The organism is Cecembia calidifontis (assembly GCF_004216715.1).
Lineage (GTDB): Bacteria > Bacteroidota > Bacteroidia > Cytophagales > Cyclobacteriaceae > Cecembia_A > Cecembia_A calidifontis.
Map to the genome: position 1 here is coordinate 2,882,489 of NZ_SGXG01000001.1, position 25,311 is coordinate 2,907,799.

Annotated in this window: 17 protein-coding genes and 2 pseudogenes; 12 read left to right on the forward strand and 7 right to left on the reverse strand. The window is 35.1% G+C overall.

All coding sequences use genetic code 11. From position 1 onward, the window contains the following. The first annotated feature begins 38 nt into the window (after positions 1-38). From BC751_RS12465 to gmd, 7 genes are all read left to right on the forward strand, one after another. On the forward strand, positions 39-2,378 hold the full coding sequence (locus BC751_RS12465; RefSeq protein ID WP_130275826.1) for a GumC family protein: 2,340 nt from the start codon (positions 39-41) through the stop codon (positions 2,376-2,378). Next, a complete protein-coding gene (locus BC751_RS12470) occupies positions 2,293-3,750 on the forward strand; it encodes a lipopolysaccharide biosynthesis protein (protein ID WP_130275827.1) in 1,458 nt (485 codons plus the stop codon). Before BC751_RS12465 ends, BC751_RS12470 begins: the two co-directional genes overlap by 86 nt. Positions 3,751-3,779: 29 nt before the next feature. Continuing rightward, entirely contained in the window at positions 3,780-4,655 is an 876-nt protein-coding gene (locus tag BC751_RS12475) for a glycosyltransferase family 2 protein (protein WP_207226881.1), read from the forward strand. 64 nt (positions 4,656-4,719) lie between these two features. After that, on the forward strand, positions 4,720-5,913 hold the full coding sequence (locus BC751_RS12480) for a glycosyltransferase family 4 protein (RefSeq protein ID WP_130275828.1): 1,194 nt from the start codon (positions 4,720-4,722) through the stop codon (positions 5,911-5,913). Between the two features lie 86 nt (positions 5,914-5,999). Continuing rightward, positions 6,000-7,094, forward strand: a complete 1,095-nt coding sequence (locus BC751_RS12485) for a glycosyltransferase (protein ID WP_130275829.1) — start codon at positions 6,000-6,002, stop codon at positions 7,092-7,094. Between the two features lie 72 nt (positions 7,095-7,166). Then, positions 7,167-8,126, forward strand: coding sequence for a GDP-L-fucose synthase family protein (locus BC751_RS12490; protein WP_130275830.1), 960 nt, complete (start codon positions 7,167-7,169; stop codon positions 8,124-8,126). Between the two features lie 12 nt (positions 8,127-8,138). Further along, complete coding sequence (gene gmd, locus BC751_RS12495; RefSeq protein ID WP_130275831.1) at positions 8,139-9,287, forward strand: GDP-mannose 4,6-dehydratase; 1,149 nt, start codon at positions 8,139-8,141, stop codon at positions 9,285-9,287. A 158-nt stretch (positions 9,288-9,445) separates the two neighbouring features. Here the strand turns inward: gmd and BC751_RS12500 are convergent. Further along, a pseudogene (locus BC751_RS12500) lies at positions 9,446-10,075 on the reverse strand (IS256 family transposase); the annotation flags it as partial. Between the two features lie 181 nt (positions 10,076-10,256). On the opposite strand from BC751_RS12500, the gene BC751_RS12505 reads away from it, so the two are divergent. Next, complete coding sequence (locus BC751_RS12505) at positions 10,257-12,143, forward strand: IS1634 family transposase (protein ID WP_242617464.1); 1,887 nt, start codon at positions 10,257-10,259, stop codon at positions 12,141-12,143. A gap of 17 nt (positions 12,144-12,160) precedes the next feature. Here BC751_RS12505 and BC751_RS12510 read toward each other — a convergent pair. The 3 genes and pseudogenes from BC751_RS12510 to BC751_RS12520 all read right to left on the reverse strand — a co-directional run. Next, positions 12,161-12,733: pseudogene (locus BC751_RS12510) on the reverse strand (IS256 family transposase); the annotation flags it as partial. Positions 12,734-12,944: 211 nt separating this feature from the next. Further along, positions 12,945-14,090: an O-antigen ligase family protein gene (locus tag BC751_RS12515; protein WP_130275832.1), complete on the reverse strand. Its 1,146-nt coding sequence runs from the start codon at positions 14,088-14,090 to the stop codon at positions 12,945-12,947. Positions 14,091-14,557: 467 nt separating this feature from the next. Beyond that, positions 14,558-15,739 (reverse strand): IS4 family transposase, encoded by a 1,182-nt coding sequence (locus BC751_RS12520; RefSeq protein ID WP_130273808.1) that lies wholly within the window; start codon positions 15,737-15,739, stop codon positions 14,558-14,560. An 89-nt stretch (positions 15,740-15,828) separates the two neighbouring features. On the opposite strand from BC751_RS12520, the gene BC751_RS12525 reads away from it, so the two are divergent. Both BC751_RS12525 and BC751_RS12530 read left to right on the forward strand, forming a co-directional pair. Further along, positions 15,829-16,593: a ChbG/HpnK family deacetylase gene (locus BC751_RS12525; protein ID WP_130275833.1), complete on the forward strand. Its 765-nt coding sequence runs from the start codon at positions 15,829-15,831 to the stop codon at positions 16,591-16,593. A 127-nt stretch (positions 16,594-16,720) separates the two neighbouring features. After that, a complete protein-coding gene (locus tag BC751_RS12530) occupies positions 16,721-17,692 on the forward strand; it encodes a GNAT family N-acetyltransferase (RefSeq protein ID WP_130275834.1) in 972 nt (323 codons plus the stop codon). A 56-nt stretch (positions 17,693-17,748) separates the two neighbouring features. Here BC751_RS12530 and BC751_RS12535 read toward each other — a convergent pair whose 3' ends face one another. After that, the gene (locus tag BC751_RS12535; RefSeq protein WP_130275835.1) at positions 17,749-21,915 is read right to left on the reverse strand and encodes an Ig-like domain-containing protein; all 4,167 of its coding nucleotides are present in this window, start codon (positions 21,913-21,915) and stop codon (positions 17,749-17,751) included. A 560-nt stretch (positions 21,916-22,475) separates the two neighbouring features. Between BC751_RS12535 and BC751_RS12540 the strand changes: the two genes are divergently transcribed. Next, positions 22,476-23,165 (forward strand): sugar transferase, encoded by a 690-nt coding sequence (locus BC751_RS12540; RefSeq protein ID WP_130275836.1) that lies wholly within the window; start codon positions 22,476-22,478, stop codon positions 23,163-23,165. Between the two features lie 129 nt (positions 23,166-23,294). On the opposite strand, the gene gcvT is transcribed toward BC751_RS12540, so the two are convergent. Both gcvT and BC751_RS12550 read right to left on the reverse strand, forming a co-directional pair. Next, the gene (gene gcvT / locus BC751_RS12545) at positions 23,295-24,389 is read right to left on the reverse strand and encodes a glycine cleavage system aminomethyltransferase GcvT (RefSeq protein WP_130275837.1); all 1,095 of its coding nucleotides are present in this window, start codon (positions 24,387-24,389) and stop codon (positions 23,295-23,297) included. 100 nt (positions 24,390-24,489) lie between these two features. Continuing rightward, positions 24,490-24,816, reverse strand: coding sequence for a HesB/IscA family protein (locus BC751_RS12550; RefSeq protein ID WP_130275838.1), 327 nt, complete (start codon positions 24,814-24,816; stop codon positions 24,490-24,492). An 86-nt stretch (positions 24,817-24,902) separates the two neighbouring features. Here BC751_RS12550 and mce point away from each other — a divergent pair, with 86 nt between their 5' ends. Next, positions 24,903-25,304: a methylmalonyl-CoA epimerase gene (mce, locus tag BC751_RS12555; protein WP_130275839.1), complete on the forward strand. Its 402-nt coding sequence runs from the start codon at positions 24,903-24,905 to the stop codon at positions 25,302-25,304. Positions 25,305-25,311 lie beyond the last annotated feature (7 nt).

The window sequence follows — 25,311 nt, forward strand, 5'->3', positions numbered from 1 at the left end:
AAACCGGGGAAAACAATTATTACTTTAACAACGTAGCCATGAGTCATAATAGGACTAAAAATAAAGGGGCTGGAGAGCCAATAGATTTAATGAGATCAGTGAAGGTGGTTTTACCTTTTTGGCCATATATTTTAGCTTCAATATTATTGTTTGTAGGATTGTCGTTTTTGTATCTTAAATCTGCGACACCATATTATGAAATCACAAGTTCCGTTCTAATAAGAGAGGGAGAAAGAGCAGGAAATTTAACTGAAAGCCCAATCTTGAGTGATCTTGAGAATATCAAAACCACTGTTAAATTGGATAATGAGATTGAGAAACTCAGATCCAAATCACTTCTTAATGAAGCAGTAATTTCTAAGAATGCTTTTGTGACTTTTTATGACCACAATGGCATGTTTAAGAAGGAATTGAGTCCTTATAATGTCCCGGTCAATTTAATTGTACATGAATTCAATGAAGAGTTTTTATCGGGTGTAGAGGTTTTTGCCATCACTATTTTAGGTGACAAAAAATTTGAAATAAACTTTAAAGATAACAAAAAAGCAGAATTTAATTTTGGAGATAAAATAAAGACTGAGTTTGGGGTTTTTTCAATAGAGAAGAAAAGTGAAGAAAGCGCTGTAAGTTTTCCTTTTTCCACTTTTGTTGTCATTCTGGAGAACCCCATTGTAAAAACTGAAAGATATGCCAAAGCTTTAAAGTTTGAGCAATCTTCTGTAAAATCCAGTACTCTTTTTATTAGGCTTCTTGATTCTTCTCCCACAAGGGGGAAGCAAATTCTTAATGCATTGATAGATGGATACAATAGCTCAAATCAAAACCAAAAAAATGAAGTTGCTTTGAAGACTATAAAATTCCTGGATGAAAAACTCTTGGTTGCCAAGAAGGAATTGGATTCCCTGGAGATGTACGTGGAACGGTTCAAACAGCGTAACAGGGTTACGGATATAGGGTTGGATTCAAGAATATTTCTGGAAAGTACGGCAAGTACAAGTAAAGAAATTTCTGAACTAAGCAATAAAATAGAAATATTGGAGTCTCTTGAGAATCTGATAGCTGTTCAAGGCAATGGCAATGAAACCATTCCCAGTTCTTTTGTGACACTAGACCCTACCTTGTCTGATCTATTGGCAAAATATAATGATTTGTTGAGGGAAAGACAGAGGATAAGCAGGATCGTACAACCTAATAACCAACAGTTGATTGCTTTAAACGAACAATTATCAAGCCTTAAATCAAATATCCTTCAAAATATCAGAAGCAACAGATCAAATTTTGAAATTACAAGGAAGAACCTTGAGGAGAATTTAAATGTAAACAGATCCCAAGTGCAAAGAATCCCTGTAATTGAGAGAGAATTAATGGAAATTGATAGGCAAAAAGGAATCAAGCAAGAACATTACCAATATTTATTAAGAAAACGAGATGAATCTGCCTTGGCTTTGGAAGTTGCAGGGGTTAGCAGTTTGCAGGTGATAGATGCTCCAACAGCTAGTGTTAAGCCTGTATCCCCTAAAAAATTAACTATTTTGGGCATAGGCTTTTTAGCGGGATTGGCTTTGCCAATAATTGTTTTATTTATCAAATTTAATTTCTCTGAAAAAATTACATCAAAGAAAATCGTAGAGGGTATTACCCAAGTACCAATTTTAGGAGAAGTCGGTAAAAATGAAGAAAAAGGATATGTAGTTGTTAAACCCGGAAGTATATCCCCTCCTGCCGAACAATTTAGACTGATTAGGAGCAATTTGGGTTTCCTGTCCAAAAATGAGAACCAGGTAATTGCCGTTTCTTCTTCTATGTCAAAAGAAGGCAAATCATTTACGAGCATTAATTTAGCCATTTCCCTAAGTTTGGTAGGGAAAAAGGTTATTCTTGTTGACTTTGATTTGAGACGTCCAAGTATTTTGAAGGCATTAAATCTTGATACGGAAATTTCTCTTAACAATTATTTTAACGATTCAATCAAAGATTTTAAAAAAATAATTTTACCATCTGGAATTGATGAAAATCTTTCTGTTTTGGGGCTAAATACTCCGATAGATAATCCATCTGAGCTGATAAATTCAAATAAAGTTTTGGGATTACTAAAGAATTTAAGATCAAATTATGATCATATAATTATTGATACTTCCCCCATGGGATTGGTAGCGGATCCTTTTTCTTTAAGTGGATTAGTTGATGTATTAATTTATGTTATAAGATTGAATTATACTAAGATCAGTCAACTTGAAGAGTATGAGGAAATTGTTCAGAACAATATATTCAACCGAAACTTTATTGTTTTAAATGATTCAGATAAATTGTCCAGTAGCAAATTCGGATATGGGTATTACAGCTCTGGCAAAAATATCAGGGTTAAACAAAAAGCTTAAAAAAATCATGCATTTTTTTGAAATTCTTTTGGATAGATTTAATAATCTATATACAAGAGGGGACCGGTCTTCTTTGGTGTTTAAAAACATTGTTAACTCAATTTTTTTTAAAGGATTGGGGATTGTCCTATCATTGATTCTAGTTCCAATGTCAATTAGTTATGTCGGGGCTGAGGAGTATGGTGTTTGGTTGACGGTAAGTTCTGTGGCAAGTTGGATGATTCAGTTTGATTTTGGATTAGGTAATGGGCTTAGAAATAAATTGACCAAAGATAATTCCTTACAGGATTTTGAAAATGCGAGAGTTTATGTTAGCTCGATTTATGCTGTAATGGCTTTGATTGCGGTAGGTTTTCTAGTGATTTTTTTAATATTCGATCAGTTTGTCGATTGGCAGACTGTTTTCAATACCCCTGATAACTTGTCATCTCCTATTAAGACAGTTGTCTATTTGGTTATGATTCTTGTCTGTATCTCATTTGTTGTTCAGCTTTTACATACTATTCTCACTGCAGTTCACTTAAATTATAAAGCTAACCTGGTGAATACTTTTTGTTTGTTGTTTTCTCTTATAGTGTTGTCTGCATTTTATTATTTTTCAGAAAGCAATTTGGTTCTTTTGGTAGTTGCTTTGGGCTTTGCTTCCTTGCTGGCTACGCTTTTTTTTAGTGTCTATTATTTTTTTAATGACTTAAAAAAGTATAGGCCAAGCTTTAACAAGATTGATTTTAAAACATCAAAATCCCTAATTTCTGTTGGAGGTATGTTTTTTATTATTCAGATAGGCACCTTGGTTCTTTATCAAACTTCCAACATTATTATTGCCAATGTGCTAGGGCATGAAGATGTTGCTGTTTATAATGTTGTATACAAGTATTTCACTGCATTATTTATGGTAGTGTCTGTTATTTTGAATCCATATTGGACAGGGTTTGCGGAGGCGTTTGGGTTAAATGATTACACCTGGATCAAAAACAGCATGAAAAAACTACGTAAAATATTTTTTTTGTTTATCATATTAAATGTGTTTTCCTTGTTTGTTTCGCCTTTCGTTTTTGAAATATGGATAGGTGAACGTTTAAATATTCCATTTGAAGTTACTTTCTTTATTTCTTTGTACTTCTTAGTCTTTTTTTGGTTCAATATCCACATGACGCTCATTAATGGTGTAGGAAAATTACGCGTCTTGGTAATTGTAATTTTAATAGCAGCTTTTGTCAATGTCCCTTTGTCCATTTATTTGGGTAAATTATGGGGATTAATAGGAGTTGTCTCTGCCAATTCGATTGTTTTATTCGTTTTAGGTATTGTTACTTATATCCAAAGCCAAAAAATCATCAATCAAAAAGCAGAGGGAATTTGGTTCAAATAATGTGGAAATAATTTGAGGGGAATTTAATTATGATAAAAATTGCAGTTCTGATTACCTGTTTCAATAGAGTAGAGAAGACAATTAATTGTCTTAAAGTTCTTTACAGTCAAAGGGGTGTAGATAATGTTGCTTTTCAGGTTTTTTTGACTGATGATAATTCTCCAGACCAAACTGGAAAAGTTATTAAAAGTCAGTTTCCTGAAATAAATGTTGGTTATGGGGATGGTAATTTGTTTTGGGCAGGAGGGATGAGGAATTCATGGCAAATGGCAATTAATCAAGGAACCGACTTTGATTATTATTTGCTTCTCAATGATGATACCTACTTGTTCGATGACTGTATTTCCAGAATATTGGATGTCAACAGGAAATTATTTGAAAAATATAAAAAGGAAAGCATTACTATAGGAACAACCGTTGATCCAGAATCAGGTAAATTTACCTATGGAGGTTTTAAATTGACTTCAAAATTCAGGTTAAAATATAAATTTGTAACCCATAATGAAGTAGAGGAACCTTGTGATTTGGGCTGTGCCAACATTATGCTAGTCCCAAGTGCGATTGTGAAAAAAAATGGAATTTTAGGAGAAAAATTTATTCATGGGATTGCAGATTTTGAGTATACCATGAGAGCAAAAAGGAATGGATTTTTAGTTTTTTCTGCTCCCGGAGTTTATGGGTATTGTAAATATGATCATGGTAAAAGCTGGAAATCACAGAAAACAAGTTTCAAGGAGCGGTTAGCCTATATGTACAGTCCTAAAGGACTGGCATACAAAGAATTCATTTACTTTGTTAAAAAATATTTTCCTTTGGACACTCCAATAATTGCTTCTAAGCTATGGATAAAGACTATTTTCCCTTTTTTGTATGACAAGTTTAAAACAGACGGACAAATTATTTAAATAGACAAATAATGAATTTTGATGAGTGAAGATTCCGTTAGAAATAGGTTGAGGAAATCCAAAAATGAAAAAACTAATTCTTACACATAATGATTTAAGTGGTTATTGGGTAGAAAGACTTTTCTTTTTACAGCAATATTTTTTGAAGATTAAAATAGAATTGATCGTTGTTGAGATTTTTGGTAAGGGATCTCCCTATGATTTTCAGATTCAAAAAAAGACACATCACTGGTGGTATTGTATTTTTCCAGGTTTGGCACCTCAGGATATTGATTTAAATTCTATTGAAACTGAATTTTTTAAAAAACTTGATGATTTAGAACCTGATTATATTATTGCCGGGCCTCCTGTTTTTTCGGCGGGTGCACTTTCTTTGAGATGGGCAAAAAAAAATCAGGTTAAAATAATGATTTTTGATGATGCTAATCATTCATTTTACAAGCGGAATTTTCTGGTTAATTTTATTAAAAAAAGAATATTTCTTCAGTCAGATGCATTTTTGATTCCATCTCATGATTATGATGATGAGTATTTGAAATGGGGTGTAAAAAAATCCTCTCTTTATTACGGATTAAGCTGTATAAATAATGCGAGGTTCTCAAATTCCGTCCCCTATAAGAAAAGGGATAATATTATTTTATTTGTAGGCCGATTGGTGCCCATTAAAAACCTCCAAAGATTACTTGGGGCCTGGGAAATTGTGTTGAAGAATAATTCTCAATATAAATTGGTGCTAATAGGGGAAGGTCCAGAAATGCAAGATTTAATGAATATTGTAAGTGACCGGAAGCTACTGAATGTTGATTTTGTTGGAAAGAAAAGTAATGAGGAGTTGGCTAATATTTTAAATAATTCAAAACTTCTGGTTTTGCCAAGTATTTCTGAGAGTTGGGGGCTTGTAGTCAATGAAGCTATGGCTTCAGGATTACCTGTTTTATCCAGTAAAAATGTCAATGCTGCACATACATTGATCAAAGAAGGTGAAAACGGGTTTGTTTTTGATCCTTATTCTGAAAAAGAAATAGCTTATTATTTAAACAAGTTTTTGGAATTGGATGAAAAAGTCAAAGAAGAATTTGGTCAGAAAAGCCAAAAGTTAGTGGGGAAATTTAATTATGAGTTTTTGGCAAATGAAATTTTAAGGTGGTTAGATGATTGTTCAAAAAAGCCAGCCCAAAATTCAGATTTATTGGGAAGCTTGCTTCTTAAATTATGGAAAGGTAAAACGGATATGCAGTCATGGAATCACTTGAAATAATCCTTAGGTTAAAATTTTCTGTAATAGATTTAAGAGCTGTGTTTTTTTATTGTTTTACTAATTTATTGAAAAAATAATTTTAAGTTATGAAGGTACTTTTGCTTAATGATTATCCCATGGATAGCTATTATAATGATTGGGAAAAAGGGATTACTCCTGGTCAGCAATTATGGGGAAAAACCGAAATCGATAAGATGGATGGTATTGAAATGATTGTCATGTCCCATGAAGAAAACAAGTTTTTAAAAAAGCTTGGGAATTTGTTTTTAATTCAGCATTTAGATCTTCAGTTGAGGGCATTAAAGTATTCAAAAGAAATTGACGCCTATTATTCACCCTTTGGAACTGCCGCCACTAAACTTCTTCTTATTTTAAGGGTTTTGGGGTTCTTGAAGACCCCAATTGTGGTTATGGTCCATTATCCATTATTGGGAATGGATTCAAGCAATAAATTCAAGCTATGGTTAGGAAAAAAACTTTTGAAAGGTTATGATAGGGTTGTTTTTCTTAGTAGAAAGTTGAAACAAGATGCTCTTAATGCATTTAAAATAGGTGAAGAAGAATGTAAGAATTGGCTCCTTACTATTGATTGGGGATCTGAAACTTCTTATTATAAAAAGTTTATTAATGAGGAGGAAGAAGAAAATTATGCTGTTTCAAACGGTCAAACAGATAGAGATTTTGATACCCTAATTGAGGCATTCCGTGGACTTGACTTGAGGCTAAAGATATTTGCGAAAGCTGATTATAAGCCCAAAACAAATGAAATTCCTTCCAATGTTGAAATTTTTACTCATTGGATAAATAATAATGATTTATGTAGAATTTATAATAAGGCTAAAATTGTACTTGTTTGTTTCAAAATGACAAAAAGTTCTACTTTAGGCTTAACCAGCCTTTTTGATAGCATGTCTATGGGTAAAGCCGTAATCATTACCGAGAACCCATATATAGATATTGATGTGGAAAAAGAAGGAGTTGGTTTTATTGTTAAAGAAGGCGACGTTGAAACTTGGAAAGACAAAATTAATATTTTGTTGAAAGATCCTAATTTGAGAAAGGAAATGGGGAAAAAGGGATTAGAATTACAAAACAAACATTTTTCACTTGAAAAATTTGGATTAAACCTTTTTGAAATATTTAAGTCCTTAAATAAAAATGATAATTTTTCAAAACATTAAAAATGTATTTTGAATATTGTAAAATGTTTTTTATTTTTACATCAATATTATAATATAACATTAACTGAATATATGTTAAGTAAAGAAAGCAAGATTTATGTAGCAGGGCATAGGGGGATGGTGGGGTCTGCAATTTTTCGATCACTGCTAAAGAATGGATACCGGAATGTAATAGGTATTGAAAGTTCTAAATTGGACTTGAGGAATCAGCAGGATGTGGATGAATTTTTCAATGAAAATCAACCCGAGGTAGTTATCGATGCGGCAGCCAGGGTAGGAGGGATTCTTGCCAATTCTCAATATCCCTATCAATTCTTGATGGAAAATTTACAGATTCAAAATAATCTGATTGATTTTTCGCTGAAGTATGGGATTAAAAAATTTATATTTCTAGGCAGTTCTTGTATTTATCCTAAAATGGCTCAACAGCCAATTAAAGAAGAATACCTACTCAGTGGTTTTTTAGAGCCAACCAACGAGGCTTATGCCATAAGTAAAATAGCTGGAGTAAAAGCATGTGAGGCTGTAAGGAAGCAATATGGATTGGATTATATCAGTTTGATGCCTACTAATCTATATGGGCCATTTGACAATTTTGATCTACAAACTTCCCATGTACTGCCAGCCATGATCAGGAAATTTCATGAGGCAAAAGAGAATCAAAACATTCCGGTAGAATTATGGGGCTCAGGTAGTCCATTAAGGGAATTTCTTCATGTTGATGATTTGGCGGAAGCTGTGATTTTTTCAATGGAAAATGAGTTGAGCGAAAGTCTTTATAATGTTGGAACGGGCACTGATATCTCCATCAAAGATTTGGCAGAACTCATCCAGGACATAACAGGACATCAGGGAGAAATTAAGTGGGACTCAACAAAGCCGGACGGAACACCCAGAAAGTTGTTGGATGTCACCAAACTCAAAAATGCAGGTTGGAAATCAAAGATTGATTTGGAATCAGGAATACTGTCTACATACAAATGGTACATTGAAAATTTGAAAAACATAAAAGAAGTTAAACTTAATTTTTAAATTATTTTAATTATGAAAAGGAAAGTCGCATTAATTACAGGGGTAACAGGTCAAGATGGTGCATATTTATCTGAATTTCTTTTAGAAAAGGGATATGAAGTTCATGGTATAAAGAGAAGGTCATCTTTATTTAATACAGATAGGATTGACCATTTGTATCAGGATCCGCATGAATCAAACAGAAACTTCTTCCTTCATTATGGTGATATGACAGATTCAATGAATCTGACCAAAATTATACAAGAAACTCAGCCAGATGAGATTTATAACTTGGCTGCAATGAGTCATGTAAAAGTAAGTTTTGATATCCCGGAATACACTGCAAACGCAGATGGAATTGGAACTTTGAGAATTTTGGAGGCGGTAAGGCTTCTGAACCTGCAAAATAAAACTAAAATTTATCAGGCTTCTACCTCAGAGCTTTATGGATTGGTTCAAGAAACGCCCCAATCAGAAAGAACACCCTTCTATCCACGGTCCCCATATGCAGTTGCTAAAATGTATGCATACTGGATTACCGTAAATTATAGGGAAGCCTATAACATGTATGCCTGTAACGGGATTTTGTTTAATCATGAATCTCCGCTAAGAGGCGAAACTTTTGTGACAAGAAAAATTACAAGGGCAGTGGCCAAAATTGCATTGGGTTTACAAAAACAATTGTTTATGGGTAATCTGGATGCGAAAAGAGATTGGGGTCATGCCAAAGATTATGTAGAGGCAATGTATTTGATTTTACAGCAGGATAAACCTTCAGATTATGTAATTGCGACTGGTAAAACAACTACGGTGCGTGATTTTATCATCATGGCCTTTAAAGAAATAGGTTTCAATTTGAGATTTGAAGGAGAAGGAGTAGAGGAAGTGGGTATTTTGGACAGTGTTGACTTAGAAATAACAGAAAAGTTATTCGATAGAGTTAGATATTCTGTTAAAGTGGGTGATGTTTTGGTGAAAGTAAATCCTATGTATTTTAGACCTACTGAAGTAGATCTTTTGATCGGTGATCCAACAAAAGCTCAGCAACAGTTAAACTGGAAGCCAAAATATGATCTTGAGGCTTTAGTAAGTGAAATGGTAATTTCTGACTTGGCTCTTTTCAAAAAGGATATCGATCTAATTGATGCTGGGCATTCAATTTCATTGCAGGAAGAGCTTTGATTTATTTGTTCTGATAGTTATTTGAATCCAAAATTCAAACTTAGTTAGGTAAGGGATAGTTTAAAATTTAGAAGGCATTTAACAAACTCAGTTTTATTAAAATGCTTTCTAAGACACTATCCCGATAAGTGTGTAAACTTTAAATTATGATTTTATTGTCAGGTATCAAGAAGCCTGACCCTATCACCAAATATAAGCAGGAAACTGTTAAGAATAGCTCCCCAGTCTCTGATAGGCATAGTCCATTTTTTCGATGCTTCTCTTGCAGCGAGAAAAACAGACTTCATTACGGCATCATCTGTCGGGAAAGAGAGCTTGTTTTTGGTGTATTTTCTGATCTTTCCATTGAGATTTTCAATCAGGTTGGTGGTATAGATGATTTTACGGATTTCAGCCGGGTAATCGAAGAAAACGGTGAGTTCATCCCAGTTGTCCCTCCAGCTTTTGATGGCATAAGCGTATTTGGATTCCCATTTTTTGGCAAAATCGTTCAGGGCAGCCCAAGCAGCATCTTTTGTAGGGGCGGTATAAATTTCCTTCATATCCCTTGTAAACGCCCTGCGGTCTTTCCATGCGACATATCTACATGCGTTTCTGATCTGGTGGACGACACATATCTGAGTGACTGATTGGGGGAATGAAGCTTTTATCGTATCAGTAAACCCGTTCAGGTTGTCAGTTGCCGTTATGAGAATATCTTCAACCCCTCTGGCTTTCAGATCAGTAAGTACCCCCATCCAGAAAGCCGAAGATTCATTCTTGCCAAGCCAAAGGCCTAGGATCTCTTTAACCCAGATTGCAGCTTTTAGGGGTTAAAAAAGAAAATTTCGGGAAATTTTCTTTTTTTTAGCTCCGATTACCCGTACCCCCCTACGTGATTTTTTTTCTACGGGCTGTATAAGGCCATTTTTCGGTTTGTAGTACACAAGGGGTATTGCATCTTGGGGTTCAATACCAGTACTTTACACCATGTATTTCAAGTTCTCTTTACGTAAACATCCCGACACGGGAAGACTGAGTGGGTATTACCGGCTGGTGGAAAGTTACCGTAATGCGGACAACAGAGTGTGTCATCGCACTATCCTGAATATAGGTTTCATGGAGGATGCCGCACCCGAGCAGCTCAACAAAATACAGAAACACCTTACCGAGAAGTATGAGCACAAGGCTTCTCTTTTTGACCTGGAGGAAGATCCAATCGTCAGACGCTATGTTGAAGACTTCTGGAATCGGATCGTATCTTCCAAGAAGCTGGATATCAAGTCGGAACAGCAGCTGTCACGGATGGTGGATATGGATACCATCCAGCACAGTAATGCCAGAGAAATAGGAGCTGAGAATATTGCTTTCCAGACATGGGAGAAGCTGCAGCTTACACCTTTATTACTTTCGGCGGGATTCAGCGCCGAAGATGCAAGTCTTGCAGCCACACAGGTTGTATCCCGTGCGGTATACCCCGCTTCCGAACTCAAAACTGTCCGTTGGATAAAGGAAAACTCGGCAGTCTGTGAGCTTACGGGCTATGATATGGATAAAATAACCAAGGACAAGCTGTACAAAAGTGCGCTTGAGCTATACAAAGTCAAAGATTCACTCGAAAAGCACCTTTCCAAACGTACCAATGAACTCTTTGATCTACAGGATAAGATCATCCTTTATGACCTGACCAACACCTACTTTGAGGGAGAAAAACCGAACAGTAAGCTGGCACAATACGGGAGGAGTAAGGAAAAAAGAAAAGATGCGAAACTTGTTGTGCTGGCACTGGTAGTGAATGTGGAAGGGTTTATCAAGTACTCCTCTATCCTGGAAGGAAACATAGCAGACTGCAACACACTTGCCGCAATGATTGAAAAGCTTTCCGTCCACACCTGTACAGGACCTGCGGTAGTGGTACTCGATGCAGGCATAGCCACCGAAGAAAACCTGCATCTTATCCAGAGCAAAGGATACAGCTACCTCTGTGTAAGCAGGACAAAACTCAAGGATTATAGCTATGTGCCCGACAGGCTTACAACTCTGCTGGAAACAAAATCAAAGCAGAACATCAGACTCAGAGCAGTGTCCACAGAAAAAAACACAGACTATTATTTAGAAGTCAAAAGCCCTTCCAAAGAGAAGAAAGAGGAAGGCATGAAGCTACAGTTCGAAGAAAGGTTTGAACAGGAACTGCAAAAAATACACCATGCTCTCAACAGCAAGGGAGGGGTCAAAAAAACCGATAAAGTCCACCAGCGCATCGGGAGGGCCAAAGAAAAGTATCCATCAGTCCAGTATTATTATGAGATCACTGTTGAAAGTGACCCTAAAACAGAACAGGCGACAGCAATGTCATGGAAGAAAAACCCGGAACGGGAGCAGGCAAAAGCTGATAATCTGGGTATCTATTTTTTACGGACAAACCTGAACGTGCAGGAGGAGTACATCATCTGGAATATCTATAACACTATCAGGGAAATAGAAAATGCTTTCCGCACCCTCAAAACCGACTTGGACCTTAGACCGATTTACCATAAAAATGATGATGCCACCATGGCGCATCTACATCTGGGAATCCTTGCATATTGGATAGTCAATACAGTGAGGTACCAGCTCAAACAGAATGGAATAAAAAGCTGCTGGGGTGAAATAGTAAGAATAGGCAACACACAAAAGGTCATCACTACATCAGGGAAAAACACCTATGACAAAATCATTACCACACGCAAGTGTACAGTTCCAAACAAAAACCTAAAAGAAATTTACGATATTCTTCAGGCCAAATACCAACCGTTTACAAAAAGAAAATCCGTAGTACACAAACTTGAACTCAAAAAAACAGAAATACCCAAATTACAGCTACTTACAGGCGGATAGCTGCAATCTGGGTTAAGGCCGTTAGTTCTGAGGCCAACGGCAATGTAAACGGTCTTGTTGACCACTTTGGAGTTCTCCCTGACTTTGAAGGATATACCGTCCATCCAAACGATCAGGTATACAGGGTCAAGCGGCCTGTTTCTCCATGCAACAATATCCTCCGCTACGGCACCGGTAACCCTTGAGATGGTGGAAGTGGATACATTGATGTCATAAAGCTCGCGGATCTGCTCTTCGATGTCCTGGTTTGACATTCCCTTGGCATACATGGATATGATCACGTTTTCAACGCCCTCCGCCATGCTTCTGCGTTTGGGCACGAGAGCAGGCTCAAAGCTACCCTCCCTGTCTCTTGGAACTTTGATTTCAGCTTCCCCAAATGTGTTTTTTATTGTTTTGGTGGAATAGCCGTTCCTTGAATTGGGATTATCGGAATTCTGATGCTTTTCATAGCCAAGATGGGCATCCAGCTCGCCTTCAAGCATTTTCTCAACGGCTCTTTTCTGAAGCTGTTGAAGGAAGGAATTAAGCTCCCCGGCAGTCCTGAACTGCTTGAGGAAGTCATCATTTAGGAGATCTTCTTTTTTCATTTTTGTAATCTGTGTGTTATAAAGGTAAGAAATTGTCCACACACAGACCGGGGGGCGCCTACCGCGGGTTCCTCAAATTCCCTGTGCGATTTCTTCTAAATCACACAGAGAATTTCGAGGTTTAACTTTAACTTCGTAAGTAGTGAAACCAACTTACACAGTTTGTGTCATAGTCCCCTTTCTAAATTTTAACTCAAAAAATAATTTGAACCTAAGCGCCAATTTCTTGTTCTTCATCATCTTCTTCTTCAAAACCAACACATAAATAGGGGATGAAGATGAAAATCAGTCCCAAAGGAAGGGCAAAGATGGGTTCACCAAAACCTAAACCGAGAAAGATTACAATTTGATAGAAAGATGCCTCATAACTTCCAAATTTTATGAATGCCAATCTTCCTACTTGAAAAAGTAAAAATAACAATCCGACAAGGCCAAATCTAGCCATGAAATCAAAAATACTGTTTGATAGGTTGAAGTTAGAAATTGGAACTTCATAAACAGTACTTGGGATATCGCCATAAGTATTGCCGACTCCTAAAATCAGTTTTTCCTTTAAATGCCGGTATGTAAAAACTGCGCTGGAGAACCTATTCATTTTAACTTCTCCTCCGTTTTCAAGATAGTACTGAAGATCGAATTTAATTGACTCAAAATCTTCTAGTTTCTCTAAATCCTCTTTGTATGTTTGGGTTATTTTATCACCTAGAAATGGTAAGTAGATAAATGCCAAGGCCATTATTGTGAATAATGCAACAAGTCCCATATTCCAAGACCCTCCCTTTTGTCTGTAAATAAAGAGGCTTAACACCGCATAACTCACAAAAGCAGTTGTAGAAAGGGTTGTTGCTAATGCAATAGATAAGATAAAAAATCTTTTATCTAATTTGAAATCGTTTTGAAGAAGGTGAAAGTAGATAGCAAAAACCAAAAAACATCCAAATGCTCCTGGTTCCCATGCAAAGCCGGAATTTCTAATTGAATGTATCCGATCATAAGTGAAAACAATAATATTTGAATAAGTATCTGTAATATCATTAATAGGAGGCAGAACCCCCATGACAGTTCTTCCAAGGGAAAACAAAAAATTTCCTCCACCAAGTAATTGAACTGAATAAAAAACTAAGGAAATGAGAGTTAAATGATAGACAACTGTTGAAAATTGATAAAATAGGTTTTCTTTCAATGCCAGGCAAAATGCATAACTGAGCAAAATAAATTTAAAAAGAAAAATTATATCGCTGATTAAAGAGCTGAAAGGGAGAAAATTAATGGTGTAGTTTCTGACAAATATTAATAATAAATATCCCACCATAAAGTAGAAAAAAACCAGTAAGTCTTCTTTGAATACCCTCTTCATGTAAAAACTGTATGATATGAGCACTAGAAGGAAAATACCCCAAATGATGTTTGATTGAGTGATGAAAGTGCCTTTTGAAGTTATGAGGAGAAAAATGAAGGTTAAAAAATAATCAAACTTATTGAATTTAGGGTTCATACGGGTTTTCATTTAATAATTTTGTAATTGTATGAATGAAGTCAAATTTAGTCTATTAAATCGGTTTGTAAAATGAAAAGTAAATGAATCAAAAAATTTTATTGGTTTAATCAACTTAATTAACAATGAATTGAGACTAATTTTCCATTTTAGGTTTAATGAAAATGTTTAGCCTTAAATGACTATACTACAACCTAAATCTTAATATAAAGTTCCTGCTCTATTAATCATTAATTGTTCATTAAAAATTGTTTAGATGGTAACAATGCTGTCCTAAATAATTTACAAGACAGATGTTTAGCTGTGTTTCTGCAATTTCTATTGTGATTTTATCTGTAATCCGGAAATAGAACCCCCTGTTGGCTTTTTTGAGGAGGTTTTTCATGGTCTTCAAAGGGTTTGTCCAGCCACTTTTGCAGCTCTATTTTAACGAATATGTTCAGTCTGATAAATGCAACCAGATTGGACAGATGCCATCCGAATTTAGCGGTTGCCTTCATCACTTTTAGGAGCAGAATGGTGATCAGCGCGGTCCATATCTGGATCATCACGGCATTTTTCGATGTTCCGATAAAGGTTTTGATATGGAGTAACTGCTTGATGTCCCTGAAGAAGATCTCAATCTCCCATCGGCACCGGTAAAGATCACCGATTGTCTTTGCTGACCATTTGAAGTTATTGGTAATCAGTTCGACGGTCTGTCGGTTTTTTTCGTCCCATACAGCCACTCTTCTGAGTTTTCCGGGGTACTTCACTTTTGACTGCGGGTTTACCAGTTCAATTTCTTCGTCTATCAGTACTTCCTGTGCAGTATTTTCAGGGAGTCGACGTTCATTGATTGTGCTGAACTTAAGGTTATCCTTGTGCCTTATGACGAAAAAGACCCCCTTGCTGTCCCAAATGTTGAGCATCGGAAAGTCATTGTAATAGCGGTCCGCCACTATAACGGATCCTTTCTCCAAAGGAATATCATAAGCGCCTTTATTGTCTGCCATACTTCCTTCTGTAATATTCACATAAACAGGGAGTTTCCCGTCATAGTCCAGAAGCGTATGCATCTTTACAGCACCCTTTTTGGTCCTGAAGGTTGCCCAGTCAAACATCGAAAGGCAAAGACTTACCACCGTGGAGTCGAGCAGATAGACGGGAGCCTTGATCCGTAGTTTTACCCTGCTCAGGGACGCCTGCTGTCCTAAATGCTTCAGAAGCCCGTAATACAGCTCCTTGAACAGGTCAGAGTCCCTGCGCTTGTTCTGATAACTGATACTGGACTTGGATGGTGCCTTGGCAATCCCCAGATGGTTGAGGTTCCCCGTGGCCGAACGCAGGCCGTTTGAAATATCCCTTACAGAAGTACTTTTGGCAAAATGGCAAAAAAGCATGGAAACCAAATGCGTCCAGCTGTCAAAGCCTTTGCAGCCCTTGTCCGTTTGCTTCTCTTCAACCAGTTTCTTGAAAATTGAACGCTCGATTTTTTTAATAATCTGAGAAAACAATGTAATATTACTCATGGGAGGTTTATGTTTTTTGGTGCAAACCCAAAATAGCTATTTTGGGCAAAAAACCAGACCTCTCATATTTTATTTAGGACGGTATTGAGATGGTAATAACAGATCAAATCCAAGAAGTAAAAGAATTTTTAAGGTGTCATCCAAATCTTATTATTAATGCTGATGATTTTGGGAAATCAGAATTAGTCAATGAGGGTATAATCTTTTGTTTTAAAAATGAGCTAATTACCAGTGCTTCATTGATGGCAAATGAAGAGGGGACCGATTCAGCGATTAAGTATATCAAAGAAAACAGGCTGTCTACTATTGGTGCACATATTAATTTGACTGAAGGGTATCCAATGGGTAAATTTGATGTTGATTTATTGTTGAATCATGATGGGACCTGGAATAAAAATAATTATTGGAATCCTAAAATTTTGAATAGGGGGATCCTTGAAAAAATTACTGATGAAATAAATCTTCAATTGGATAAAATTATTGATAGTGGTATTAATTTATGTCATTTAAATTCTCATCATCATATTCATACCATTCCTTTTTTGTTTTCTGTATTTTTCAAAATTGCCAAAAAGAGAAATATTAAAATGAGAATGGCCCAGACCTATTCAGAAGGGAATTATGTAAAATATTATTATAGAAAATTTATTAATAATCTCTTGAAATCAAACGGACTTGCATTTTCTGATTATTTTAAAACAATAAATGCCTTTGTCATTCGAAAAAACAACTTAAGGGGCAAAAATGTTGAAATCATGGTTCATCCTTCTTTTACAGCTGACTTTTCTAAATTGGTTGATACTTGGGAAGATAAAGACTTTATTAGTGAACTAATTATGTTGATGGAAGATTGAATTTTATCAATCCTAAAATTAAAGAAGCTTATCGAGAGGCTAACAACTAGATTATTTAATTTAATAGGTGCTTTTTGTGTACAAATATGCAAAATGTATCTTTATCAGGATTTATTATTGAAACATTATGCATATACCTGCTATTTACGATATACTTGATGACAATATTAATTTGAGCTTTAATTTTGGTGAAGTTGCATTGCGTAACTTGAACTTTAAAGGCTATTGGTGCAATATTGATATTTTTCAAACCAAACCTATCTCTGCGGCTTATGAACCAATAATTGACATAAATGGAAAGGAGAACAGGAAAATACTGTTATATATTTCTTATCCTATTTCACAAAAATTGCCTGTTCTTTCTTTTAAGAATGGTTACATCTGTTACACTCCCAATCAGTATAAACATTATTTTTTGGATTGTAATATTAGTCCAGAAGAATATCTTCAGACATTCCAATCAAAAACCAGGTCTACATTAAAAAGAAAAATAAAAAAAGTTAGCAGTTCCTGCACCCATACGGAATATTTTAAGGTGTATAAGTCGCCTGAAGAAATCTTGGAATTTCTCCCCCTTGCAAAAGAAATTTCTGATAAATCATTCCAATTTCAATTTTTAAATCAAGGACTCAAATATTCTGATTTGTATATTAATGAATACTTGGAAAGAGCAAGAGAAGGGAAAATATTAGGGTTTATTTTATTTGTTGAAGATAAACCTGTTGCCTATAACCTTAACCCCATATATGATGGAGGTGTCATGATTTACTATTACACAGGTTATGATTCAAACTATTCTGAGTATTCGCCTGGCACGGTATTACAATACAAAACCATAGAATTTGCCATGAATTCTGATTTTGTTAATAAATATGACCTTTGTATAGGGGAAGGTAAACACAAGGAATATTTTACAGAGCAGTTTATTTTTTGTGGGGACATTTACTATTTTCCCCTAAATATTAAGCATTCATTTATCCTGATATCAAAAGTTGCTTTTGATAACCTAATTAAAGTAATTAAAAACACAGGTAAACTGTTTTTCAATTTGGACAAAGTCAAAAAATGGATGCGAAATAATTTAAAGAGAAACAAATAAGCATAATAAGGGGATTATGATTAGTATATGGACATATTCTAACTCAACTTTTTATCTTAGTTTTTAATAAATTTCTCAGAGACCAAAAATCTAAAACCATCAGTTACTTGAACAATGTAAGTCCCTCTTATTAAAAAAGAAACATCCATTGTAATTGTTGCATCAATACTATTTTCGCTAAATTCCTTCATGATCTGGCCATTCATAGAAATGATCTTTATCTCATAATAATTATCTGATTTGGAATTAAGAAAGAACAGGCTCAACTGATTACTTGTAGGGTTCGGGCCAATTTTTAGTGAAAATCCTTCTTTGTCATCAGATAAGTTTTTAATTATTATCGACTCAATAGCTGATGTATATTCTATTCCAAATTTATCAGTAATCACAACTTTTACAGAATAAGAACCTGGTTCGACGCCTTCCCAAAGAAAATCAAAAGGTTCCGTTAGAGATAGACCAATTGATTTTCCATTTGCAAAAAATTCAACCTTTTCAACAATTGTGGCTACGTTTTCATAATCAACTGTAAAGGAAACATCCGGTTTTTTATTTTCTGAATTGGTTTCAAGGATGTCATAATTCACTCTAACAGAGGGGATTCTGTTATTTACAATATTTACTCTTAAGATATTACTTAAAAGAGCAGTATTGTCATCATATATAATACGTGCTACTAAATTGAATTCTCCTTGAGGAATATTTTTCCAGATGAAAATATAGGGTGCAGTATTTACGCGGCCGATTAATGTGTTGCCCCTATAATATTCAATAGTCCTTATACTTTTTGAACTTGTAGGGAGGTGGACTTTTATTGGTAAATCAAAACCAGCTGGTAATACTGAATTTCTTTCCGGAGAAACTATTCTAAAGGTATTCTGTCCCTCAGCAATCACCCTGATTTGGATGGTTTCTGATTCATTGGTTTTATTAGGGTCTTTACCTATGGCTCTTGCTTTTATGCTGTAAACACCCGGAGAAACATTCTTCCAATCAAATGAAAAAGGTTTTGAATTGGAACTGCCGATTAATTCACTTCCATTATAATATTCAATTCTATCGATTAATTCATCACTGCCGTCAAATGCGACTGAAATAAGAATGTTTGATCCTTCTGCGAATTCCTGGTCATTTTCTGGGCTAACAAAGAATATTTTTGGGAGAGTAGTTTCATCATTAACTGTTATCGAAATTGTGTTCGATTTGTTGGAATCTCCTTTGTCATCATAAGCTACAGCTGAAAGGAAAAAATTCCCCACATTCTGAGGAGTAAAGGAGGTCACGAATGGTGCCTGATTTACTGTTCCTATGAGGTTATTTCCCCAAAAAAAGTCCACTTGGGTAACTTCTCCATCTTCGTCTGAAGTTACAGCTTCAATAAGTATCATTTTTCCTTTCTCAAAGCTATCCCCATTTGTGGGATTTATTATTTGAACATTGGGGAGAATGTTTGGCTTAACAATATTTACTCTGACAATCGCCGATTCACCAACTATTCCTTTTTCATCAGTAGCCCTAGCCTTTAATTCCAGGGTGCCAACTTGTAGATTTCCAATCGTAAAACTATAAATAGATGGACTTCCGGAAGAACTCAATGCTAAAACAGAGTTTCTGAACAATTCAACCTTTTCGATTTTTCCATTAGGACTGGAAGCTTCAATATTAACAGTAATGCTGGCAGTAGTAGTAAAAGTAGCATTAGGACTGGGATTTATAATTTTTACCGAAGGGCTTAAAGTTACTTGAGGGGCTTCACCGTTTTTTTTTAATAGCATGACAGAGTAAAAGCCAGGGATTGAAACACTACTTCCTACTTCAGTCCCATTTAAATCAACATAATTTCCGGGAAGGCTGATGGATTTGGGAGAACTATTTCTATTGTAATCAAAAAACAGGAAATCGTCAATTTTTATTGCCTCAATTGTTACTTCTTCCAATACCAAATTATCTAATTGATAAAATGTTCCATTTGCCCTGGATTCCAAAATTACTACAGCGTTATTCCTTGTCTCGGTAGCATTGAATACAAATTCAATTTCCTGCCTTTGATTGGTTATTGATATTGATCTCTCGTTTGAGATTCGGGACCAAGGAGTTTGATTCTCTCTTATATAAGCATTTAATGATGAACCGTTATTTCCAATTATCGAAAATTTAAACCTATATGATTTTCCTTTTTCAATAGAGCCAACATTGATCATCAATATACTTGGATTGGGTTTATCAACTCTCAGTGCCCTTCCATCAAGTGAAGAATTATCTATAATAGAGGTATTACATCCACCTGCACTTGACCAACAGCTGGAATTGTTTTGATTGGTACCGAAGTTCCCATTATTAATTTTATTCTCCCCTTTTATTTCTAATATTTTTGGTTCAGGAAAGGAAATGGGGCTTCTTTTTGAGTTTTTATCAAAACCAAAATCGTTTTGCCAATCTGTAAGATCAAGGGATCTTCTTCCCTGAGGAGTAGAAATTATAAAATTGTTTTTTTCATTTACCGGTTTGCTGTAAACATTGTTGTCAAATGTTCCAAATTGATTAATGTCATTAAGTCTTGATACAGCAGTGACATGGAGTTGGGCTTCACTCCTTTGTAAAAATGAGTTGCCTGTTACCGAGATGTTTCGAATGGGATCTCCCAAATTATCATGGGAGAATTTAAGTGAATATGCAGTATTATAAATATTGTTTTTAGTAATGGTAATATTTCTGGCATTGTGAATAAAAATCCCTGAGCTTGCAATATTTGCTATTGTATTTCCTGAAATTTCAACACCTGAGGCGTTGTCATCCATATAAATACCCTCGACATAAGGTGGATCGTTTGGGCCATAAGGCCTTGTTCCTTCTCTGGCACCTATACCATTGATGACAATGTTATTTATTACCTTTCTATTTGTGTAATTGGTATTACTTCTGCCTGTGTATGTATAAATTCCAGCTCCATCATCCTTGACGGTGTTGAAAGTATCAATATAATTATTTTTAACAACAGTGTTATTACCGTTGAAATTAATTGGGATGTAACCACAATTGGTAAAAATGTTATTTTCTATCAGACCATCACCTGCGGTTTCACTCATGTAAATCCCCATCCCTTGAAGATCACCATTTCTTCCCATCCCTGGGAAAATGAAGATGTTATGAAAGGTGCTATTGGAGATTTTCAATTTTGTATCATTCCATTGCTGAAAAACACCTCCATTGTGGACGTTTTGAATAATTGTTTTATCAATGGTCAAATTATTAGAGCCTACACTTCGGACTGCAAATTCCCCTACATTTTCTAAAACGCAGTTTTCAAATATAATGTTGGTGGAGTTTTGGATAGAGATTATGTTCCTGTTGGCTCCAGAAAGATTCAAATTTCGAAATGTGATATTGCTAATGTTGTTTTGTAAAGTAATTAAATCGGTTACTTGAGAAATTTCGACTTTATTATTAGGTGAGCCTTTATCATAAAAAATCCTAAGCCTGTTTTCTCCAACGTTATAAAACCATTCACCGTGTTGGTCAAGTGTTCCGGGGTGGTTTTGAATAAAAAATCCAAATCCAACAGCAGGGCTGTAACTGCTTCCTGCTGTATTGTAGGTAATAGTGCTTCCCGAATGATTAGTAATGGGATGTCTATCTATAATCCAATTGTTTTTTCGTATGACAACTTCTCCACCATTCAAGTTTGTTGGGGAATTCAATTCAGTACTTGAAACAGTTCCCTGAGTAACAGAATTAATTGTTAGGTAACCTTTGTTGTTTGCATCAGGATTTGGAAATCTTCCCATCGCTCTGATTACGCCATCAATAATGACAACATTTAAGCTGCTCTGCGCTACCGGTAATCTCGTTTCAAATAAATTGGATCCTACGCTTACCCAATCTGTGGTGCGGACAAGGCCTGTAATTAAAGGTTTGTTTCCACTTCCATAACTACCAAAAACAATTGGGGATCCACTGGTTCCTGATCTTGTTATCCTAATTTCCCCATAAAATACATCCCCGCTTTTGAAAAGCACCTGGTCTCCAGGTTGCAACAAAGGGAAGATTGAGTTTAATTTTTCAATACTTTTCCATGGGGTATTTGGGTTTTGGGCTTGTACTGTTGTTCTGTTGTCATCACCATCTGTAGTGGAAAAATGATAGGTAGCTGCATTTAGTATATTAAAAAATAGACTTGCTAATGCTAAAGTCAATAAATATTTTATTTTTATTATTGATTTCATTATCGGAAAATTGATTTTTAAACCCTTCTAATCTCTTTTTAAAAATTTAGAAAGTAATTTTTTGATTTTGTATTGACAAAATTGTTGATTCTGCAGAACCCTCTATTCATTAATTTAAGAGTAGTAAGCATTAATACAAAATATTTTTCTAAACCTTTGGAAAAAATTGCATGAATTGGTAATGCATTGATTAAAGGATAATCTAAGGGTTTTTTTTTAGGATTTCCGATAAATTTGAACTTTAACATAGGGCTTATTTTTTGCTATTGATATGATATTCAAATGGATATAAGGATTGAATAGTATTAACAAAAAATATGCCGGATTTTGATATTTGCTTTTTTTATTTCTTCAAGTGGACATTTTGAAATTTTATCTTTAATGAAATTGACCGATTTTTATTCGACTTTTAATTAGATTAATGTATTTCAAATAAAAAAAAATGCTTTTAATATTTGTTGGAAAAATTATTAATGTTATTTTTGGTCTATGAAATCATAAGCAAAACTTTAACATGATCAGTTTGTCTTGATTTCATCTAATTTTAAATTATTATTGTTATGGAAACCCTTTTATCAAATCCTTCCAGCATCACAGAAAGAAGCCCTAGAACTGGAATTGTTTTTAGAAAGTATTCTGATAGTCTTTTAGATAGTTCTCAGGTTTTGGCCAAAAGAATTATGGATATTTTTATCTCAAGTATTTTCTTAATATTCGTTGGGGTTTGGCTTTTTCCTCTGATTGGGATTTTAATTAAGCTGGATTCTAAAGGGCCTGTTTTTTACAGACAACTAAGAGATGGGCAATACAATGATAAATTTTTATGTTTGAAATTTAGAACTATGACTTATGATCCTGGAGCTAATTTTGAACAAGCTAGGAAGGACGATCCAAGAGTTACTAAAATAGGAGCATTTCTCAGAAGAACAAGCATTGATGAACTTCCCCAATTAATCAATGTTTTAATTGGAGACATGTCAATTGTTGGACCTCGGCCTCATGCAGTAGAGATGAACCGTGATTTTGGGAGGAGATATGGTAATTATAATTTCAGACATTTGGTGAAGCCCGGTATTACTGGCTTGGCACAAGCTAAGGGTTTTAGAGGTGAAATAAGGGTTGATTATGATATGGAATCAAGACTTAAGCTTGACTTGTTTTATATTGAAAAATGGAGTTTCGGTTTTGATATTTTGATAATTTTTATGACAATAAAAGACATTCTTTTTAAGAACGAAAATGCATATTAATTAGGTTTAAGATAAAAAAGAGGCTGTCTCCATTAGTGAGACAGCCTCTTTTTTATTTGGGTAGGTATCAGAATCAAATTTCATATAGCCAAACATCAAAGCTTCCATTCGACTAATGATACAGCCTCTTTATTTTTTAAGAAGAGGTAATTTTTCGACCTTGGACTTTAGATTTTTATTTCTAACTGTAATAAATATTTCTGTTCCGGGTTGACTGTATTCTGATTTGACATAACCGAGCCCAATACCTATTCCCATAGAGGGTGACATCGTTCCAGAAGTAACTTCTCCAATGGTTTGTCCTTCTTTGTTGATAATAGGGTAATGAGCTCTAGGAATTCCCTTTTCCTCCAAAATAAATCCCACCAGCTTTTTGTTTACTCCTTCTTCCTTTTGTTTTTTAAGGTTATCGCTGTTGATAAAATCTTTGGTAAATTTGGTGATCCATCCTAATCCAGCTTCAAGTGGCGAAGTTTCGTCATTGATGTCATTTCCATAAAGACAATAGCCCATTTCAAGTCTTAGTGTATCTCTTGCACCCAAACCAATTGGTCTGATGTTGAAGTCTTTTCCAGCTTCAAAAATTGCATTCCATACCTTTTCAGCCTCTTCATTTTTTACATAGATTTCAAAACCTCCTGCACCGGTATAACCCGTTCCAGAGATGATAACATCCGGAATTCCGGCAAATTCTCCGACCACAAAATGATAAAATTTAATATCAGATAGGTTTACCGGAGTCAAAGCCTGCACTGCCTCAATGGCTTTAGGCCCCTGCACAGCAAAGAGGGAAATAGAGTCTGAAATATTCTCCAATTTAGCTCCCATGGTATTGTGTTTATTGATCCAAGCCCAATCTTTTTCAATATTGGAAGCATTTACCACCAGCATGTATTTTTCATCTTCGAACTTGTAAACAATTAAATCATCAACTATACCGCCTTTATCATTGGGAAAACAAGAATATTGTGCTTGACCGTTGACGAGTTTTGAGGCATCATTTGATGTTAATTTCTGAATCAATTCCAGGGCTTTTGGTCCATTTACCATAAATTCACCCATATGGGATACATCAAATACACCCACACCTTCTCTCACTGTTTGATGTTCTTCAATATCTGAAGTATATCTTACCGGCATGTTAAAGCCGGCAAAGGGTACCATCTTTCCTCCCAAAGCTACATGTAAGTCATTGAGCTGAATTTTCTTAATTTGATCTGTCATCGTAAGGGTTTATTTTCTCTGCAATACTATTAAAATAACTTATAAAAAATTCAACCGGTTGAAAGACCGGTTGAATTTTGAGTAATCCAGTACAACTTTTTTAAACTGAAAAGCTTTCTCCACAACCGCAGGTTCTGGATGCATTGGGATTTACAAACTGGAACCCTTTTCCGTTTAAACCGTCAGAGAACTCAAGGACGGTACCCGCAAGGTAAAGTAAACTTTTTCTGTCTACTAGAATTTTAATGCCCTTATCTTCAAAGACATGGTCTGTTTCGGTAATATTGGCATCAAAATCAAGATTATACATTAATCCGGAACAGCCACCTCCTTTGACAGAGACCCTAATATTGTCATTTTCCTGTCTCCCTTCTTCTTTCTTCAAGTCAAGGATTCTTTGCTTTGCCTTATCAGTAACTATAATCATATGATTTTTTTCAATTCATTTAGCAGCATTAATTAAACATACGTAATTTTGAAATAATTCATTTACAAATATAAAAAATCAAAACAATGAGAAAAATAGAGCATATTGGAATAGCAGTAAAAGATCTTAAAAGCTCAAATGAATTATTCGTAAAATTGTTAGGTAAAGAGAATTATAAGGAGGAAATCGTTGAGGGTGAGGGTGTAAAGACATCTTTTTTTATGATTGGAAATACCAAAATTGAATTGTTGGAAGCTACCAGAACTGACAGCCCAATAGCAAAGTATTTGGATAAAAAACCTGAAGGTGTTCATCACATTGCTTTCGATGTAGAAGATATCTATTTAGAAATGGATAGGTTAAAAAAAGAAGGTTTTCAAATTCTGAATGATTCACCAAAAAAGGGAGCAGACAATAAACTAGTAGTTTTTCTACATCCTAAAAGTACAAATGGGGTCCTTGTTGAAATTTGCCAGGAGATTGATTAGTTTTCAA